Genomic DNA, 19,254 nt, shown 5'->3' on the forward strand with positions numbered 1-19,254 from the left:
CGTGCCATCCGGATTAACCGTGGCCGGGACTGTTGTCTTATCTGGTGTGTACCCTTCAATTGGCGGCACATCAACATCAACATGCTCACCCGTCTTACCTGTTATATCAGGGACCGTTTGGTCACCTTGATTACTTGGAATCGTCACATTTGCTTTGGCATCATTTGGTGTGTAGTTAACTTTACCGGTTGTCGTTGGATTATCAACTGTAATTGTGCCGTCAGCATTTACTGTCGCGGGTACCGTCGTCTTATCTGCCGTGTAACCTGGCTTTACTGGTACCGTCATATCAACATGCTCACCCGTCTTACCTGTTATATCAGGGACCGTTTGGTCACCTTGGTTACTTGGAATTGTGACATTTGCCTTGGCATCATTCGGTGTGTACGTTACTTTACCGGTTGTTGTTGGATTATCAACCGTAATTGTGCCATCGGCATTTACTGTCGCCGGTAACGTCGTCTTATCTGGTGTATAGCCTTCAAGCGGTGGCACATCAACAGTGACTTTATTCCCACTCTTACCAGTTACGTTGGGGACCGTCTGATCACCCTGGTTGCTTGGAATCGTCACATTCGCTTTAATATCTTTAATATACTTAATCGTCACCGTTTGAGGGGAATCAGTAGCTACTTTATATGAAGTTTGAGCATCTGGGGCAATTTCATAACCATCCACGTTGTAATTTTTATCAGCCGTTGGCAAATCCAAGGTTGTATTGAACTTGGTCTGAATTGTTGAATCAGTTCCAATCGCTGCACCATCTTGATCAACATGTTTGACGGTAACAGTTTCAGAATTGGCTTTGTAGTGCAAAGTTACAGTGTTGGCATTGGTAAGATTTTTCACAGTAAATGAACTGGCATTGTCAGTGTCAGTTTTTGTAAAACTAGTATCGTAGGTATATCCAGATATTTCTGGTTGTGGAATTGTTGTTGCAGAATTAAATGAGCCATTGACTGTATCATCAGGCTGAATCGTGTTGCCTTTCTCATCAACATACTTAACGTTCACGTGCACTTGTGCAGCATCGTAAGTGTAAGTAATTGTTGTTGTTTGAGGAATGTATGGATTGATAATAGTATACGATTTGCCATTAAATGTTGTCGACCCCTTAACGCCCATTGCCAGTGACCCAGAACTCTTTGAGTTCGGATCCGGCTTACCAGATGGCAGTATTGATTCTGATTCCCAATCCATAGTACCGTCTTCCAAGTTTTTAACAGTGTAAGTCATCTGCCCCGTTTTCGTTCCATTCGCGGCATGAATAATTTGAACAATTTGCTGCCCATCACTTGTAAATGGTGACATATACCCATTTGCATTATCGGTCGCTTTAGGTGTATATCCGCTGATTTCATTAGAAGCTACAGTCGTATATTTTTGACCAGAAAGTCCTTGAATTGAGGCAGATTTAGCAACTTGTTTCCCACTACCATCCACATAATTAGTGATCTGTGTTTGAATAACTGGCTTGGTGACAGCATCCCCACCCCAAGTACCAGGTTCACCATTCAAATAATTATAGACATTGGAAAAAATGGTGTAATCAGATCCACTCGCATAGATACTAGTTGGGTCGTTATAAATTGTCATGCCTGAATGCGGATCCTTATAGCTGGAGTTATCAGCAACTGTTTTTTGATCCACAACTGTCCAAACACCATTTACTTTCTGAGTTACAGTCACAATTGTTTGCTTTGCAGTAGCACGGTCTGTTGAAACAGAAACATGGTAACCGCCATCTGAAGCTTCAAAATACACATAATCAGAAGGCTGCGTAGTTTCTTTGGAATGCTGAGCTGCATACGTATCTGGATTATATTCTGGATCAGTCACAGTAAATCCTGTTGGCAGTTCCGGACCGCTTTTCGGCGAACCCTGCTCAAGCTTTTTCACGGTTGTGACGGTATCAGCTATTTTGGATGTGCCCGTTGCCGCATTCTGAACTTTTCCGGCATTGTCTGCAGCATTAGTAGTATCGCTAACAGGCGCGTCACCATCAGTTGATTTAGCCGGTTGGTCACTTTCGCCATTAGCGGTATTTTTATTACTGTCTTCCAAGTTTGTACCATTTACGGAACCGCTTTCAGATTTTTGTTGATCAGCAGTTGCTGCATTGGTTTTGTCACCGATGCTGGTTGGTGCAATCTGGTCTTTATTAGTAGTTGATGGCTGAGTCACACTCGCATCAGTTTTGTTAGTTGATGCTGGTTGTCCTTTATCATCTGCTGACTGAGTAACAGTCCCATCAGTTTTGTTACTTGAGACAGGTTGTTCTTGATCAGTTGCTGGCTGATTTGCAGCCGCGTCAGTTTTCGACACACTGCTCCCATTATTACTATCAGTATTAGCTGGCAAAACAACTTTAGGCTGCTGCAAAGACTGCGTAGTTGTCACCTGCGCTGTTTGATTCTGTTCCGCTGTTGCATCGGCCTTAGCCTCAGCAGTAAAACCAAATTGAGCTAATCCAAAACTAAGTGTTGTTAGTCCGGCAATTAACCATAGTTTTCCAGCCTTATAAAGTTTATAATGTTCCTTTTTTGTACTGCAGTCTTGTTTTAAATCATGATTATCTTTTCCGAGATTCCCCATCAATGTCACGCCCCTTTTTAAAGCCTAAAAATTAAATCATCATACCAACTTATCCCCGATTACCAAACATAAACACCATCTAGCTTCCTGCATTGCTATTAATTTATGTCCTTAATAAGTTTTAAAGCCAAATCTTAACTGGTTTAAATGTATAGGGTAATAACTGTTGTAAGCTATTGCTAAATTTAATAGAGTTATTACGTATGCCTACTACCAGTAAAATAACCATAATACTTAAACCAAAAATTTACAATAATTAACCTCTTTTTCCTTTAAAGATTTACATTTATCACTTTTTGTCACCTGCATAGTCGCCCAATTTAAGTTTTCAAACGCAATAGTTGCTTACCTAGAATTTTAATCTAAATTAATCCTGACTTTTTGGCTCTAAGGCGCTATTCAAGTTGTTTCTACGCCTAATTTTATGGTATGATATTTTTAGTTTATTAGAGAGTTCTAATTATTAGGAGGTTACACCCAATGTTGTTGAAATCCTTGATCAAGCCTAAGGAGCGGCTGGTGACCGTTCAGGAAAACGTCACCTTAGAAGACGCTCTGAAGATACTTGAAGATTCCGGTTATCGTTGCGTACCAATTTTAGATGAAACCGGAACGATTTTCCGGGGTAACATCTATAAGATGCATATCTATCGGCACAAGTCGCGTGGTGGTGATATGCAGTTACCAGTCACGACCCTATTGAAAAATGCCACCAAATTCATCAAAATTGACGCTGCTTTCTTCAACGTCTTCTTCTCGATCAAGGACCTGCCGTATATCGCTGTTCTCGATGCCGAAAACAAATTTTACGGGATTTTGACGCATACTCGGTTAATGGATATGCTGTCACAATCGTGGAACGTTAATATTGGTTCTTATGTCCTCACCGTTGTTTCACCAGGCACTCGTGGCGACTTAGTTGGTATTTCGAAGATCATTACTAAATACACCAGTATCGCCAGTGTCATCAGCCTTGATGCTCGTGACGGTGAATTAGTTCATCGTATTATGTTCACTTTACCTGCCGATGTTGATCAATCAAGGCTCGACCGCATCGTACGCGCACTGAAACGTAAAAATTTTGAAGTGCCAGAAATCGAAAATTTAAACCACGAAATATAAGTTTTAACAGGCATCTCTCGTTTGAGACGCCTGTTTTTTTTCAAAAAAAGACGTCATCCTGTTTTAAAGGGTGGCGTCTTGCACTATGTAATTGACCAAAACTAGACTCGCTTATGCTGCTTATAATCACTTTTTTTATTTAAGCCGATACTGACTTCTAAACCGTGGTCAACTTGTTGCATCGTGACCTCATCCAGTTGGGCAACGTGGTCTTTAAGCCGCTGCTTATCAATCGTTCGAATTTGCTCCAGCAAAATGACCGAATCTTTTTCAATTCCTGTATGATGGGCCTTGATTGCCACATGCGTGGGCATTTTCGGTTTAGAGATCCGGGCCGTGATTGCAGCTACAATCACGGTCGGACTGTAGTGATTACCAATGTTATTCTGAACAATCAGCACCGGTCTCACGCCACCTTGTTCCGACCCGACCACGGGTGATAAATCGGCGTAATAAATATCCCCCCGCTTGATCTCATCATTTGCCATCTCTTCATCCCCTATCTTAACATCGCTCACAGTTGCGGGTCTTCTAAATATAACCGGGCAACTTCATTTTCACACGACAGATATTCTTGTGCAATTGCCGCGTTAACTTCGCTCATCTTCTGGTAACCGGCAATCAAAGATGCCGTTACGCTCACCAGATCAGCAGTCAACTGGCAATCAGGGAAGTTAGAGTTAGCTTTCAAATGTTTAAATTGTCGCAAAGATAGCCGAGAATGATAAACGCGCTGTTTGGTAATCATACCCGGTATGTTATAACTTCTCATGATCGACCCCTATTTCCCCGTTACTTATTCATATAATTCTACCATTGACGTCAACAAAAAAGAACCCCTTACCTAGTTTTGACTGGATTAGGGGGTTCATTTAACTTTAATTAATATAAGTTCGCTTTAATCGCTGGGTAAATCCGCAAGCAATTTCGTAATGGATGGTGCCGCAATAGTCAGCTACATCCTGCAGACTGATCTGCTGGCCATGATCTTCACCAACGAGGGTTACTGGCGTCCCAACCGGATACTGCCGTGGTAAGCGAATCATTAGCTGATCCATGCAGACCCGACCAATAATTTCACAAAAATCACCGTTGACTAACACATGAAAGCCTTGAAGCCGTCGCTCATAGCCGTCAGCATACCCAATTGGCAGGGTCGCTACCCATTCATCCTGCTGGGCAGTATAAGTCGCACCATAACTTACGGAGTAGCCCTTCGGCAGCTGTTTAACGTACACCATTTTAGTGGTCAGACTCATCGCTGGCTTTAACGTAAAGGGCGCAGTTAATTCCGTACCGGAAGGGTTCAGTCCATACGCTGCCACACCGTAGCGAATCATGTTGCCATTGCAAGCAGCGTGCCATAGACTGGTTGCTGAATTCGACACGTGCACGTATTTAGGACGCTTAGGTAAAACTTCCATAAAGGCTTTCCACCGGTCAATCTGCTGTTCAAAGTAGGCCGTGTCGGCTGCATCCGCCTTCGCAAAATGGGTAAAAATCCCTTCAAAATTAAATTGCGCTTGTTCATCAAGGTACTGAACCGTGGCACGTAACTCTGCGGGATGTTGAAAGCCAATGCGTCCCATCCCAGTATCCAGTGCTAAATGAACTGCTAATTGGTGATCCGCTGACAGAATATTAGCTGCTGTCTTTAGCCAGTCGATCGAACCCACCGTTGCTGAAATATGGTGGGCCGCCATTATGTCAGCATACTGCGGTTCAGTAATCCCCAACACGAGGATTGGCTGCATGAAGCCTGCCTCTCGTAGCGTTAACGCTTCATCTAAAATCGCCACACAAAACCCGGTGGCGCCTGCTTTTTCAGCTATTCTTGCTACTTGAATGATTCCGTGACCATACCCATTAGCTTTAACCACTTGAAACAGCTCAACTCCGGGCTTTAACCGGGCCTTCTCCGCTGCAATATTATGATAAATAGCCGCCTGATCGATCACGAGCTGAGTCGGTCGATGAATCCCAATTGTCATTTTGTGAACTCTCCTTCTAGCAAGACTTGCGTCATCACTAATTGACGTGTGTGCGAGATCGAAACAAACCCCTTACCTTTAAACGGCTGTTTCACCAGTTCGGGTTTGCCGAACTCATTATCCAGTATTTCCACATCTTGAAACGATACCGCTTTACCAATACCGGTTCCAAACGCCTTGCTATAGGCTTCTTTAGCAGACCAGCGACCGGCCAAAAACTCCGCACCGCGTTTATCATTCAACGTTTGATAAACTGCAACTTCATTTGGTGTCAGCACTTTTTTAACGAACCGTTCCTGATCAGCAACATCGACGATACGGCCGATTTCTTCAATATCTACACCAATTCCGTATATCAAGCCGAAACCTCACTTTCGCACTGTTTTCGTAGCTTTAATTTTACCACACTCACACATGGGGTAACATGACACCTACTCACGCTTGGTTGATGCTTTTTCACTCGCGGATTTTTAACGGCTAAACAAAAAATCCCTCAGGCAAATTGCCTAAGAGATTTCCTTTGTTATAGATTAGTCTTTTTTACGGATCGTAAACCCGTGCTTGTTGCCACCGCTGCTTCTATGGTCGCGGTGATCACGATGATCACGGTTACCGCCACGATCACGACGGTCCTTGCTAGAAGAACCATAGCGATGATGGGAATCGTTATTGCGACCACCATAATGACGGCTGTTACCGCCACGTCCATGGCCACCGCCATGACCGCCTCGGCCGCCACGATAGTTCCGGCTACCACCACCGCCACCTTTGTGACGAGGTAATGGACGTTCTGGAGTGATCTTAACGGGTACTTGGTTAGAGTTGTCTTTAGTTAAGTCGTTCAAAAGAGCAGCAACTAAGTCAACTGCTTCATACTGGTCAAGCAATTTAGAAGCCATATCAGCGTATTTATCAGTATCGGTCTTTTCAACCAGATCCTTAACCGTTTCTTCGGCATTGCTTAATTGTCCGGTGAAGGCATCTTCTTCCGAAGGTGGCTTCATTGGCAGCATCCGCACCTTAGTTAACTTTTCAATTTCACGCAGGTAATCCATTTCGTTTGGTGTGACGAAAGTCAATGACACACCATGGTGCCCGGCACGGCCAGTACGACCAACACGGTGCACATAACTGTCAGGATCTTGAGGAATATCGTAGTTAAAGACATGGGTAACATCTTCAACATCGATCCCACGAGCAGCAACATCGGTTGCCACTAAGATATCCAGTTTACCATGTTTAAATCGATTCAGAATTTGTGAACGGCTCTTTTGAGTCAGGTCACCGTGAATCCCGGCAGCGTTATAGCCACGGGCTTCAAGGCCACGAGAAATTTCATCCACCCGACGCTTAGTCCGAGTGAAGACGATACTCAAATCAGGTGCTTGCACATCAAAGATCCGAGTCATCACGTCAAACTTTTCGTAGTCTTTAGCACGAACATAGTACTGGTCGATCAGATCAGTGGTTAATTCTTTAGCTTTGATCTTTACGTGGTGTGGTTCGTGCATGAACTGCACACCAACCCGCTTGATTTCTGCTGGCATCGTAGCTGAGAACAGCATTGTTTGTCGTTCGTCTGGTGTTTCCTTGATAATCGATTCAATGTCATCTAAGAATCCCATGTTTAACATCTCATCGGCTTCATCCAAGACCAGCATCTTAACGTGGTCTAGTTTAACTGTCCGCCGGTTCATGTGATCCAGCAGACGGCCAGGGGTTCCGACTAAGACTTGGGGTTGGTTCTTCAAGCTGTTGATTTGGCGACGAATATCGGCACCACCGTAGACAACCTGAACCTTAGCATGTTCTTCTTTACCCAATTGGAAAATTTGTTCCTGGGTTTGAATGGCCAATTCACGCGTTGGTGAAATGACTAATGCTTGAATGTGGGGATCATCCCGGTCGATGTTTTGCAAAATAGGTAATGCGAAGGCCGCAGTCTTCCCAGTTCCTGTTTGTGCCTGACCAATAACGTCTTTACCTTCCAATACCATTGGAATGGTTTCTGCTTGAATGGGGGTTGCTTCCTCATAACCGTTACGTTCAACGGCTTTGAGTAAAGGCTTTGTTAACCCGAGTTCTGAAAACTTCAAATAAGTATCCTCCTAATAGGCTTTTGCAAAGGGAATAAGACTGTGAGAAATCCGTCTCGTGTTGCGTCATATTCCCCGTTAGAAATGTTTTAGTTCGAAAAAATTACAACTAGAGTATCATACATCACGCTACTGATAAAAGCAACAACTAATATTCATAACAATTGAAAACAACCGCTCCCAATTATTTTGGGGGACGGCTGTTAACTTATTTTAAGGCGGCCAACACGTTTTCAAGGTGGATGCCATGGCTGCCCTTGATCAACACAATATCGGTTGGTTTGATATCATCATTCAGCTGGGCAATTAACTTCGCCTGTTCATCGGTGCCATACAAATGAAGGTGAGCCGCGTCGAATTCATCCTGTAAGGCCGTGTACAAAGCTTTCATATGAGGACCAACTAAGTAAACATCCTGAATCAACTGTGGATCAAAAGCAGTTTGAAGTCCGGCGTGTAAGGCATCCGCCTGATCGCCTAATTCCAGCATATCGCCTAACACAACGCGGCGTTGACCCTGAGTTGCGACCTTAGAAAAAGCGGCCATGACTTCTTTAACGGCTGTCGGATTAGAATTATAAACGTCACTAAGAATCCGCTCACCAGCACTGCCGTCGATCCATTCAGCTCGGTTCTCCGTCAGATTAAGGTTCGTAAACGCCTTAGCAGCAGCTTGCGGTGAAATACGGTACAGTTTGGCAACACTTAAAGCTGCCAGCGCGTTATTCACGTTATAGTCCCCGATCATGGGAACGGTCATTTCCTGATCTGGCCACTCATTAGCGGTAAACGTTGTCTGGGTATCCGTGTCCTTAACAGTTATCGCATACATATCGTCATCTTTGGAACGCCCAAATGTCCGTTGCCGCTGAGCGACTTTTTTAGCCCGTTCAACTAGTAGTGGTTCGTCACCGTCATAAATAAACGTGCCGTCCTCTTTTAGACCGTGAGTGATCTCCATTTTAGCGTCAGCAATTTTATCCCGCGTACCAAAGAATTCAATGTGGGCTTCACCGATCATCGTAATAATCGCAACGTCGGGTTCCACTAAGCGACTCAAAAAGTCAAGCTGCCCGGGTCGATCCATCCCCATTTCAATCACCAGTACCTCGGTATTAGGTTCCATTGACAGAATCGTTACCGGAACCCCAATTTCGTTATTGAAATTATCCATGGTTTTTGTGACGTTAAACTGGGCAGAAAGAATCGCCGCCACCATATCTTTGGTCGTTGTTTTACCATTAGAACCAGTAATCGCCACTACCTTAGGATTGATTTTTAATAAATAATGTTGACTAAGCGCCTGTAACGCCTTTAAAGGATCGTCAACGACCAAAACCGGTAAATTCGTCGGTGCTTCACCGTGATCAGTCTTCCAAAGTGTCGCTACGGCACCATTTTTCAGTGCGCTTTGAACGTATTCATGACCATCACGTTCACCTTCCAAAGGCACAAACAATGCCCCGGAATTGAGATGACGACTGTCAAATGCGACACTGGAAATCTCAATTTCATTCCAAGCGCTCGTATCATTTTGAGCCGAAACTGCTTTTGCAATTTCACCAAGTTGCATCTTCATTGAAAACAATCTCCTATTTTTGTCTCGTTTTATATTGCACATCGCTTATCATTATACCACGACCAAGTCACCAAAAAACGGCGTATATCAAGCTGTAACCTTGACCAACTCCGCTTATAGATCCATTTCGTTTTCGGTAAAGGGCGTTTCATCAGTAATGGTAATTCCCCACTGTTTCTGTTCAACATCGTAACTCAGTGTACCGATCTGCCGGGTAGTCTCATACACGTCCATGCGATCATGCCACCAGTTTTGCCGTTCCGGATGCTCCTGCAGCCGCAGTGGGATCAAGTAACGCCGGTGTCGTTCAACCGCCTGATCAAACGCAAATATTAGGCCTTCCGAAAAAACCGTTTTTAGTTTCCGAATGATTTCATCGGGCACGTCGCTGACTGAGAACGGCCGGTTAAACATCATCCAGCGATTACTGTGCAGTAATCTGAGATGCCGCTTTAGTGACACATCTAAAACGTGCTCGAAAGTCTCCATTTTCCGGTAATAGACTTTTATGAACCCGCTATTGGTCGCCAAATAAGCATATTGATTTTGCAACTTCGAATAAAGCGGCAGATGATAATGCGTGCCCATATGCGCCATATATAATAGTTCCGCGATTTCACTGGGCATCATTAAATCAAGATCATCACTTTCATGATAATCTAACCACATCTTTGGCGAATCGGTTCTGGACAGTAAAAATTCACGCACCGAATTTTGACCGGTCACCGTTTGAAAGCGGGTATGGCCGTTAACTTGATTGCCCTCAAGCCGACCATCGATCAGTACGATTCGCTGCGGAACATCGGGCATGCCATTCACAAAGTCAGCCGATGTAATGCCATACGAAATAACGAGATTATTCACCTGTTCCCAGTTGATATAGATAAAATTACCTTGCATCACTTTTCCCACATTCTCTCACATTATAGACACTTTTATTGTACTACGAAACAGTGTTGAAATGGACGCTAAACAATTAATCCGCTTAAATTTGTCCCCTTACACAAGCGCTTGACGTTCCGGTCATTATCCAATAACATGGGGGAAATTACTCTAAAGGAGCCATCATCATGACCAACGTACTTTTTGTCTGTTTAGGGAATATCTGCCGCTCACCAATGGCTGAAGCTATCTTTAAAGACCTCGTTTTAAAAGCGGGACTGCAAGACCAAATTCAGGTGGATTCTTGTGCCACCAGTAGTGAAGAGGAAGGCCACAAGCCCCATCCCGGTGCCTGCAAAGTAATGGCCGCCCACGGACTGGACTACAGTAATATGCATTCCCGGCCGATTACCCGGCAAGACTTCGACTGGGCCGATTACATTATTACCATGGACAGTCAAAACCTCTTTAACCTCAACCAAATGGCACCCGCTGAAGATCGTAGTAAGATTCAGCTTTGTTTAGATATTCTGCCAGGAAAGCAGGGACAAGAGATTCCCGATCCCTGGTATACTCACCGCTTTGAATATACTTACCAAGTTCTATGTTCTGCGCTACCAGCTTGGCTGGATAAAATTAAGTCCGCTCGTTAATCTAAAAAGCCACCTAGTCAGTCAATTTTGACTGATCAGGTGGCTTTTGACTTGAAATAATGTTTACTCTTTGAACTGTTGGCTTTAAAACAGCATTACTTATTATTAAATTTAGAAGCAAATTCTTTTTGAACCTTGACCGGTGTGTCTGATAACTTAGCCGTATGTGTCAAGCGCCCACGAATCAGTAATCGCCGCGCTCCAGTAGCGTCACAGGTGACCAACGTAATGATGTTTGACTTCGTTTGGTCCACCACGTCAACCCGCGTTGCAGCAATGAATTCCCGCCGATAGACTTTAAACGTGTAGACCTTTTTCATATCCGTCGTATAGATCGTATCGCCCACCCGGGTCTTAAAATACAGCGGTGAAAACAGAATGTCTTTACGAACCATATGGTGCCCAGCTAGCGGGTAGTTGCCGTGACCCATCTTTTGATCAGCCCGCATGGTTCCAGCCGAAAGGGCTAACGTTGTGTTTGCTACCCCCTTGGCAATTGGCAGGTGAATTTGAGACTTAGGCACGACGATCTGACCCACTGGCAGGATCTTTTGCGAATTCAGCCGGGCGTTTGCTACAGTTGAAAAGTTCAGCGATTTCGCGTTTTTAAAGTTAAAATTGGCCTTTTTGCGGTCATTATTAGCGGCCGTTTTTGCCGTAATTTTCGGCTGATAGGAACTAACCATGTAGTTTTTGATCTGCTGGTTAAAGATCAGTCCCAAAGAAATCAGTACCAGTATTGTAAGACCAATTCGATACAGCCACTTTGTAAATTGGTTTCGCCCTTTATTTTTCATTAATATCCCCACTATCCCTATTGAACCGTTCATGTAAGCGATCCACATCATTTAGCACTTAATTGGTATACCTTGGTTATCAACAAGAAAAGTGCTACTCTTTATCTTACTGCTATATTTTACTCGATTGAAGAATTTTTTGAAAGAAAGAAGATTGATATTCATTGACTGAACCAGAACCTGCTGCCGTCAAACCGAAACGTCCTGTCTGGCGTCGCAACTTATTCGTCCTGTGGTTTGGTACCTTTATGGCTGGCCTTGCATTTAGCGAAATCATGCCGTTCTTATCCCTTTATGTGGATACGTTAGGTCACTTCACCAAAGATCAACTTAATTTATATTCTGGAATTATCTTTTCGGCAACCTATTTAGTTACTGCCATTGCTAGTCCAATCTGGGGCCGGCTGGCTGATCGTAAAGGCCGCAAGTTAATGTTATTGCGCGCCTCGCTTGGAATGGCTCTTGTCCTAGGACTCATGGGCGCCGTGACCAACGTGTGGGAATTAATGGCCCTGCGCTTTATTCAGGGAATTTTTTCCGGCTACATCAGTAACGCCAATGCGTTGATGGCCACTCAAGCTCCCAAGAGCAAAAGCGGTCAGGCACTGGGGACCCTATCCACCGGTTACGTTGCCGGCTCACTATTCGGCCCATTAGTTGGTGGTGCCTTAGCTGAAGTCTTCTCCTACCGGGTCACCTTCTTTATTACCGGTATCCTGTTATTATCCGTCTTTTTTGTCAGTTACTTTTTCGTTACGGAATCGTTTACCCCGGTTAAAAAGGAAAATATGCTGTCAAGCAAGGCTGTTCTGGGAGTGATCAACCATCCTAAATTGATCTTAGGGATGTTCATTACGACCTTGATTATTCAGGCCTCCAACATGTCGATTTCCCCAATCCTGTCACTGTATGTCAGAGAAATTATGCCGAAGGGGTCGGCAATTACGCTGTTTAGCGGAATCGTTGCTGCTATTCCAGGGGTCGCGACCCTCTTTGCGGCACCGCAGCTGGGCCGGTTAGGTGATAAGATCGGGACTGAATTGATTTTATCGATCGGGTTTATTTTTGCCATTCTGGTCTATCTGCCGATGGCCTTCGTGACTAACGTCTGGCAGTTGATGTTCCTGCGGTTTCTCATCGGTATTTCTAACGCAACGATGCTGCCAGCGGTTCAAACTATCCTGTCGAAAAATACGCCGCCGCAAGTCACTGGCCGAATCTTTAGCTGGAACCAATCCTTTCAAGCGGTGGGCAGCGTGCTGGGGCCCATGATCGGTTCAACGGTATCAACGGTCTTTGATTACTCGGGCGTCTTCATTTCAACTTCGATCCTGGTCCTGCTCAACTTCTTGTTAGTTTGGCATAATACGGCAAGTTTGAGGAGAGGGCATTTGAAACATTAGAGTGTGGAAGCAAGCGATTAGAGAGTGGAGTGCAAGCTGGCTTAGTCAAAAATCCCGAACTTGGATTTATGGCTAAGTCAGCTTGCATGCAACTCTCTGCTTGCTGGAGCACGTTTAGTCCATATAAAATAGAAGAGCCACATCTAACAAGTAACAGTGTGTTAGATGTGGCTCTTCTATTCTCTAAAAAGTCAAAAAAAGCCACCCACACCAAGTGTGAGCGGCTGATGATTAAGATTAGTCGTTTTTGAGACCGTACTTCTTGTTGAAACGATCCACAGCACCATCTGCTTGGGCAAACTTTTGCTTACCAGTGTAGAAAGGATGTGAGTCAGAAGAAATTTCAACACGAATCAATGGATAAGTGTTGCCATCTTCCCATTCGATAGTTTCGTCAGAAGTTGCGGTTGAACCTGACATAAATTTGTAACCGGTACTTGAGTCTTGGAATACCACTTGGTGGTAATCTGGATGAATTCCTTTTTTCATAATTACATTCTCCTTTGCCCTGAATCATGTACTGAAACAGAGATTGATTATTATCGTCAACCTAAATAGAATATCATAAGAATTAACCTAATTCAAGTCAGTCTTATAATTCTTCCACGCGATCAGTGTCTTCAATTTTCACGTCAGCATTCAGTGCCGTCAGCTTTTCAACGATACTGCCATAGCCACGTAAAATATTTTCGGCACTGGTGATCGTCGTTGTCCCATCTGCCATCAAAGCCGCAATCATTAACGCAGCACCGGCGCGAATCTCGCCGGCATCCACGGTAGCGCCGGTTAAATGGTCAGTATGATCAACAATGATCATATCTTTTTCAGGACGGATCTTAGCCCCCATTTTTTTCAATTCAGGGACGTGTTTTAACCGCTGCGGATAAATCGTATCAACGATGACACTGCTTCCCTTGGCCATCAGCAGCAACGGTGTAATCGGCTGCTGCAGGTCAGTGGCAAAACCGGGAAAAGGCAAGGTCTTGACCTGAATGGCTTTCAAATTTTTCGAAGGCCCCACGTAGGCAGAATCCTCACCGATCTGCAGATCAACACCCATTTCGATCAGTTTAGCCGTAAATGATTCCAAATGTTCCGGGATAATGTTATGAATCTCGACACCATCACCCATAGCGGCGGCCATGGCTAAATAAGTCCCGGCTTCAATCCGATCCGGAATAATGGTGTGTACGTTAGTAGCCCGTAAAACAGGGACACCTTCGATACGAATCACGTCAGTTCCCGCGCCGCGAACATGGGCACCCATATTATTCAAAAAAGTGGCGATATCAATAATTTCAGGCTCTTTAGCTGCATTTTCAATTGTTGTAAGGCCATTGGCTTTAACGGCTGCCAAAATGGTGTTGATCGTCGCCCCAACGGAAACCACGTCCAAAAAGATCCGTGCCCCGTGCAGCCCAGCTTCACCCGTCGTGATTCGAACAGTCCCGTGACTGTCCTCTACTTCAGCACCTAGGGCTTTAAAGGCCTTGATGTGCTGATCGATTGGCCGAGGACCGATGTTATCGCCACCGGGAAAGGTCAGGGTTGCCCGACCAAACCGCCCCAGCAGTGCGCCCATAAAGTAATAAGAAGCGCGTAAGCTCTTAATGGCTCGGCTAGGCATTGGTGCTTCCACGATTTCAGTGGGATCGATCGTCAAAACGCCGTCAACAAACCTAGAGTGCACGTTCATGGACTCTAGAATCAGCATCAGGTTGTGAACGTCTAAAATATCTGGTACCATATCAAATTTAACTGGTGTATCTGCCAGGATTGCCGCTGGTATTAGTGCGACCGTACTGTTTTTAGCACCACCGATGTTGACGCTGCCTGACAGGCGCTGTCCACCGTGGATTATCATTTTTTTCATGACATAATTTCCCTCTACTATAAAATCGTGCTTCGCTGCAGTCTTAACTAATGATAAATAATGAACAGTTAAAATACAATAGTTTACTGCTGATTCCCTTAAATTGTAATATTTGAAGCACGAATGTCATTGAAAATTATCCCAAATAACAAGCAAACGTCTTATTAACGGCAAAAAGCCACGCAATCATGTCGACCGCGTGGCTTAAATACGCTACTTTTCATCGTGCTGATGATTAGCAGCCGCAACAAATGCCTTGAACAATCCTTCAGGCCGATTAGGACGGGAAAGAAATTCTGGGTGATATTGCGCAGCAACAAAGAATTTGTTGGTTGGCAGTTCAATGACTTCAACCAAATGATCGTCAGGAGAAGTTCCGGCGAACACCAAACCCTTTTTACTCATCTCATCACGGTAAGCATTATTGAATTCATAACGATGACGGTGACGTTCTGAAATTTCGGCTTGATTATCGTATGCCGCCGCTGTAACCGTGTTCGGCTTCAGCTTGCATGGATAGGCTCCCAGTCGTTGGGTACCGCCCATATCCTCCACGTCTGTTTGATCAGCCATCAGGTCAATCACGTTGTGCGTGGTGTTAGGGTCCATTTCAGTTGAGTTAGCATCTTTGTAACCCAGGACGTGACGGGCAAATTCCACACTGGCCATTTGCATTCCCAGGCAGATGCCTAAGAATGGCACGTTATTTTCACGGGCGTATTGAATGGCCGTGATCATACCTTCGATACCGCGATCACCAAAACCACCTGGAACCAGTAGTCCATCGGCATCCTTTAAGGTGTCCGCCACGTTTTCCGGCGTTACTTTTTCAGCATCGATCAGGTGCAGATCAATCTTCGCATCCAGTGGATAACCCGCGTGTTTCAGAGCTTCTGCCACGGAAATGTAAGCGTCTTGAAGGGCCACGTATTTACCAACTAAAGCAATCGTGATCGTCTTCTTTAAATGATTGATTTTATTGATCATGACTGACCATTTAGACATATCAGAAACTGGTGCCTGCACGTGCAAATGATCTAAGACCAATTGATCCATGCCCTGCTTCTGCAGGCGCAACGGCACTTCATAAATGGTATCAACATCCATTGATTCCACCACGGCCTCGCGCTTCACATCACAGAAAAGCGCAATTTTATCACGCATGGCATCCGTAATTGGCTTTTCAGTTCTGACGACTAAAATATTCGGCTGAATCCCTAACCCTCGTAACTCACGAACACTGTGTTGGGTCGGCTTCGTCTTCATTTCACCAGCCGCACGTAGGTAAGGAATTAACGTTGTGTGAATGTAAACAACGTTATCATCACCAACTTCAGCCTTCATCTGACGAATAGCTTCTAGGAATGGCTGAGACTCAATGTCACCAACCGTCCCACCAATTTCGGTGATGACGATATCAGCGTTGAGCGTCTTCCCTGCCCGCATAATCTTTTCCTTAATCATGCCGGTAATATGTGGAATCACTTGAACCGTTGCGCCAAGGTAGTCACCGTGACGTTCTTTTTCCAGTACTTCTGAGTAGATCTTACCAGTCGTGACGTTAGAATACTTGTTGAGGTCATTGTCAATGAACCGTTCATAGTGACCAAGGTCCAAATCAGTTTCAGTCCCGTCATTAGTAACGAAGACTTCACCATGTTGATATGGACTCATCGTACCAGGATCGACGTTAATGTAAGGATCAAATTTTTGAATGGTCACATTTAACCCACGGTTCTTAAGCAGGCGTCCAAGAGATGCCGCGACAATTCCTTTACCAAGTGAAGAAACTACCCCGCCGGTTACAAAAATATATTTGGTCATTGTATAACTCCTCATAGATTAGTTTAGGGAAAACAATCGTAAACCAATAAAAAGCTCCCTATTCTATTGAATAGGGAGCGGTTGTTCCGAACGTTGACCTTGCGATTGCTCGTAAGGTGCCCAAAAAACATAATACCTTGTTGTTAGTTTTGCGTCAAGTCAAAAGTCATTAAGAATTTAAAACCGTGTAAATTAAGGCACAAAAAAACTCAGCTAATAGGCTGAGTCCATCAAACTATTTACCTGACTTGTCGTCGTCATCCGAGTCGTCGAAGTCATCATCATCTTCATTAAATTCTGACAATTGACCTTCAATACCATCTGGCATGGAGTCGTCATCGTCATCATCGTCGCCGTCATCGATATCTGCTAAATCATTCTTGTACTTACCAAGTTCTTTAGAGTTATCGTCGGTGTCATCATCGTCATCATCATTGTAGTCAGCGTCAAGATCGTCATCATCGACATCAACGTCGTCTTGATCTTCAGGATCGTCGTCATCGTAATCGATAACGTCATCATCATCGGCCGAATCAGCTAAGAAAGCATTAACCTTCTTGTGTTTCTTCGTCTTGGGATGATCTTCGTCTTCTTCTGCACCAACCGTTGCTTCATCGATTGATTCGAAGGGATACCAGGTCCGTAAACCCCAGACGTTATCACCTAACGAAATGAAACTGCCATCAATGTTCAAATCAGTATAGAATTGAGAAAGCCGCTCACGAATCTCTTTATCTGAGTCACCCAGGTATGCCTGAACCTCATTGGCTAAGTCAACAAACGACATGGCATCCCCACGTTCTGATAAAATGGCGTGAGCTACTTCAATCATCGATAATTCGTTTTTATTTTGGCCTTCTAAGACTTTTAATTCCAAACTGGTGCACGTCCCTTCTCACAGTCTACGAAATACTATACTCGATTAAACCGTAAATTGCAATCGAATCTTGTAATTTCCTAATAATTGTTCACCCGCATAAAGGAGGTAGTCAATTGCTGCTGAACCGCCAAATGGACGTTCATGAAACCCTACTCGCAACTGCGGTGTTACCGTTTCAACTGGCACCAATCCATACGGTGTCCGGTACGTTGCCCGAATCCGTTTGCCCGCACTAAAGTGCATCCGTAACCGGTTAGTGCCGTTACGGGTCAACGTGACGTCACCGTTAGGCAAAAATTTAATGGTCACCGGTACGTTACTATCTTCGTCTTCGTTATCAGACTCTGGCTCCTGATACCGTAAATAAATTGTCTCGCCGATTTGAACGATCTGGCCTTCGACATCAATTGCATAATCAGAGGCTTGGCCATCCTGCACGGTATGAGTCGTTAAGTGAATGCCAACTGGAATGCTGGTTGACAAGTCATCCATTGCAACCCTTCCTTTCCATTTTTAATACGCTGTGTTCATTATAACGCTTTTAACCAAGAATTTGCACGCTTAAGCTCTGCTGGTATTGAGCTGATAACTAGTCCGATAAACGCCAGTATCATCCCCTTTGTCACGAGTCAGACCAGCTAGATTAATGGGCTAGTCCAAAATTAGTGACGTATGCTTTGATTTCCGTTATAATGAATAAAGAACTGTTCTTATAATCAATGAGGAAAATTATGAAAAAACAAACGTTATTTTCATCTCTACAAGTAATTGATACACCTTTAACCAGTGAAAATAAACTGGCCGCTTTTGGTATGACTAATGCCTTATTGGATCTTTGCGGTGACACTAACCAAGCCTTACTGCATTTTTGGACGTTGCCGCCAACTTTGATTCTCGGTCTAAAGGACCGTCACCTGCCAGAGCTTTCGGCTGCTTTAAAAACCGTTGCCAGTAACGGCTACGACCATTTCATCCGTAACTCGGGTGGTTTAGCAGTGGTCAGTGACGGCGGTATCTTAAACGTCTCGCTGTTTATTCCGCAAACCGCTAGCCAACATTTGTCGGTGGATGACGGCTACGAACTCATGGAACAACTACTGCAACAGACTTTTCCCAGCCTTTCAATTGAGAATCATGAGGTTGCCCATTCCTATTGTCCTGGTGATTACGATCTCAGCGTCAATGGCAAAAAGATTGCTGGTATCTCCCAGCGGCGCAGTACTAAAGCACTGGTGGTGATGGCTTACATCAGCATCTTAGGTGATCAAATCTTTCGCGGGTCATTAGTGCGTGAATTTTACGATGCCGGCTTAGCTGGTCATACCAATGAACTGGGCTTCCCAGAAGTCTGGCCAGATACCATGATCAACGTGGCCGACGCCCTGCACCAGCCGCTCACCCTCGATGCAGTCAAAGGGGCGATGTTAGCTGCGTATCAGGCTCAGGGTATCCAACTGGATAGCGACACCCTGATGACCAGCACCCAGTCACCGGCATTTCGAAAAACTTATAACAAAGAACTCGCTAAGATGCAAAAACGACAGCTTAGTATTTAAACC

At 44.5% G+C, this 19,254-nt stretch carries 18 protein-coding genes; 4 read left to right on the forward strand and 14 right to left on the reverse strand.

What is annotated here, in order from left to right:
• A partial coding sequence (locus tag FFM73_RS06025) for a MucBP domain-containing protein (protein WP_137630883.1) occupies window positions 1-2,595 on the reverse strand: 2,595 nt, incomplete at its 3' end.
• 480 nt (window positions 2,596-3,075) lie between these two features.
• On the opposite strand from FFM73_RS06025, the gene cbpA reads away from it, so the two are divergent.
• A complete protein-coding gene (cbpA, locus tag FFM73_RS06030; protein ID WP_137630884.1) occupies window positions 3,076-3,717 on the forward strand; it encodes a cyclic di-AMP binding protein CbpA in 642 nt (213 codons plus the stop codon).
• A 101-nt stretch (window positions 3,718-3,818) separates the two neighbouring features.
• Here the strand turns inward: cbpA and FFM73_RS06035 are convergent, their stop codons facing one another.
• The 7 genes from FFM73_RS06035 to FFM73_RS06065 all read right to left on the reverse strand — a co-directional run bounded on the left by FFM73_RS06035 (window position 3,819) and on the right by FFM73_RS06065 (window position 10,283).
• Window positions 3,819-4,205: a type II toxin-antitoxin system PemK/MazF family toxin gene (locus tag FFM73_RS06035; protein WP_089137320.1), complete on the reverse strand. Its 387-nt coding sequence runs from the start codon at window positions 4,203-4,205 to the stop codon at window positions 3,819-3,821.
• A 26-nt stretch (window positions 4,206-4,231) separates the two neighbouring features.
• Complete coding sequence (locus FFM73_RS06040; RefSeq protein WP_137630885.1) at window positions 4,232-4,489, reverse strand: hypothetical protein; 258 nt, start codon at window positions 4,487-4,489, stop codon at window positions 4,232-4,234.
• Between the two features lie 106 nt (window positions 4,490-4,595).
• Window positions 4,596-5,708 (reverse strand): alanine racemase, encoded by a 1,113-nt coding sequence (alr, locus tag FFM73_RS06045; protein ID WP_137630886.1) that lies wholly within the window; start codon window positions 5,706-5,708, stop codon window positions 4,596-4,598.
• A complete protein-coding gene (gene acpS / locus FFM73_RS06050) occupies window positions 5,705-6,067 on the reverse strand; it encodes a holo-ACP synthase (RefSeq protein WP_089137296.1) in 363 nt (120 codons plus the stop codon). Before acpS ends, alr begins: the two co-directional genes overlap by 4 nt.
• 171 nt (window positions 6,068-6,238) lie before the next feature.
• The gene (cshA, locus tag FFM73_RS06055; RefSeq protein ID WP_137630887.1) at window positions 6,239-7,804 is read right to left on the reverse strand and encodes a degradosome RNA helicase CshA; all 1,566 of its coding nucleotides are present in this window, start codon (window positions 7,802-7,804) and stop codon (window positions 6,239-6,241) included.
• A gap of 208 nt (window positions 7,805-8,012) precedes the next feature.
• Window positions 8,013-9,383 (reverse strand): UDP-N-acetylmuramoyl-tripeptide--D-alanyl-D-alanine ligase, encoded by a 1,371-nt coding sequence (locus tag FFM73_RS06060; protein ID WP_137630888.1) that lies wholly within the window; start codon window positions 9,381-9,383, stop codon window positions 8,013-8,015.
• Between the two features lie 114 nt (window positions 9,384-9,497).
• Window positions 9,498-10,283, reverse strand: a complete 786-nt coding sequence (locus FFM73_RS06065; protein ID WP_137630889.1) for a hypothetical protein — start codon at window positions 10,281-10,283, stop codon at window positions 9,498-9,500.
• 170 nt (window positions 10,284-10,453) lie between these two features.
• On the opposite strand from FFM73_RS06065, the gene FFM73_RS06070 reads away from it, so the two are divergent.
• A complete protein-coding gene (locus FFM73_RS06070) occupies window positions 10,454-10,918 on the forward strand; it encodes a low molecular weight protein-tyrosine-phosphatase (RefSeq protein WP_137630890.1) in 465 nt (154 codons plus the stop codon).
• A gap of 95 nt (window positions 10,919-11,013) precedes the next feature.
• On the opposite strand, the gene FFM73_RS06075 is transcribed toward FFM73_RS06070, so the two are convergent.
• Window positions 11,014-11,715: a class A sortase gene (locus tag FFM73_RS06075; protein WP_137630891.1), complete on the reverse strand. Its 702-nt coding sequence runs from the start codon at window positions 11,713-11,715 to the stop codon at window positions 11,014-11,016.
• A 164-nt stretch (window positions 11,716-11,879) separates the two neighbouring features.
• On the opposite strand from FFM73_RS06075, the gene FFM73_RS06080 reads away from it, so the two are divergent.
• On the forward strand, window positions 11,880-13,118 hold the full coding sequence (locus tag FFM73_RS06080) for a multidrug efflux MFS transporter (RefSeq protein ID WP_137630892.1): 1,239 nt from the start codon (window positions 11,880-11,882) through the stop codon (window positions 13,116-13,118).
• 237 nt (window positions 13,119-13,355) lie between these two features.
• Here the strand turns inward: FFM73_RS06080 and FFM73_RS06085 are convergent, their stop codons facing one another.
• From FFM73_RS06085 to FFM73_RS06105, 5 genes are all read right to left on the reverse strand, one after another.
• On the reverse strand, window positions 13,356-13,607 hold the full coding sequence (locus FFM73_RS06085; protein WP_054656412.1) for a type B 50S ribosomal protein L31: 252 nt from the start codon (window positions 13,605-13,607) through the stop codon (window positions 13,356-13,358).
• A 103-nt stretch (window positions 13,608-13,710) separates the two neighbouring features.
• A complete protein-coding gene (gene murA, locus FFM73_RS06090) occupies window positions 13,711-14,991 on the reverse strand; it encodes a UDP-N-acetylglucosamine 1-carboxyvinyltransferase (RefSeq protein ID WP_137630893.1) in 1,281 nt (426 codons plus the stop codon).
• A gap of 213 nt (window positions 14,992-15,204) precedes the next feature.
• The gene (gene pyrG, locus FFM73_RS06095; RefSeq protein WP_137630894.1) at window positions 15,205-16,815 is read right to left on the reverse strand and encodes a CTP synthase; all 1,611 of its coding nucleotides are present in this window, start codon (window positions 16,813-16,815) and stop codon (window positions 15,205-15,207) included.
• 235 nt (window positions 16,816-17,050) lie between these two features.
• The gene (rpoE, locus tag FFM73_RS06100) at window positions 17,051-17,692 is read right to left on the reverse strand and encodes a DNA-directed RNA polymerase subunit delta (RefSeq protein WP_054656413.1); all 642 of its coding nucleotides are present in this window, start codon (window positions 17,690-17,692) and stop codon (window positions 17,051-17,053) included.
• 45 nt (window positions 17,693-17,737) lie between these two features.
• Window positions 17,738-18,187, reverse strand: coding sequence for a YwiB family protein (locus tag FFM73_RS06105; RefSeq protein ID WP_137630895.1), 450 nt, complete (start codon window positions 18,185-18,187; stop codon window positions 17,738-17,740).
• 239 nt (window positions 18,188-18,426) lie between these two features.
• On the opposite strand from FFM73_RS06105, the gene FFM73_RS06110 reads away from it, so the two are divergent.
• Window positions 18,427-19,251, forward strand: coding sequence for a lipoyl protein ligase domain-containing protein (locus FFM73_RS06110; protein WP_137630896.1), 825 nt, complete (start codon window positions 18,427-18,429; stop codon window positions 19,249-19,251).
• Window positions 19,252-19,254 lie beyond the last annotated feature (3 nt).

It is taken from the genome of Secundilactobacillus hailunensis (assembly GCF_005405185.1).
Taxonomy (GTDB): domain Bacteria; phylum Bacillota; class Bacilli; order Lactobacillales; family Lactobacillaceae; genus Secundilactobacillus; species Secundilactobacillus hailunensis.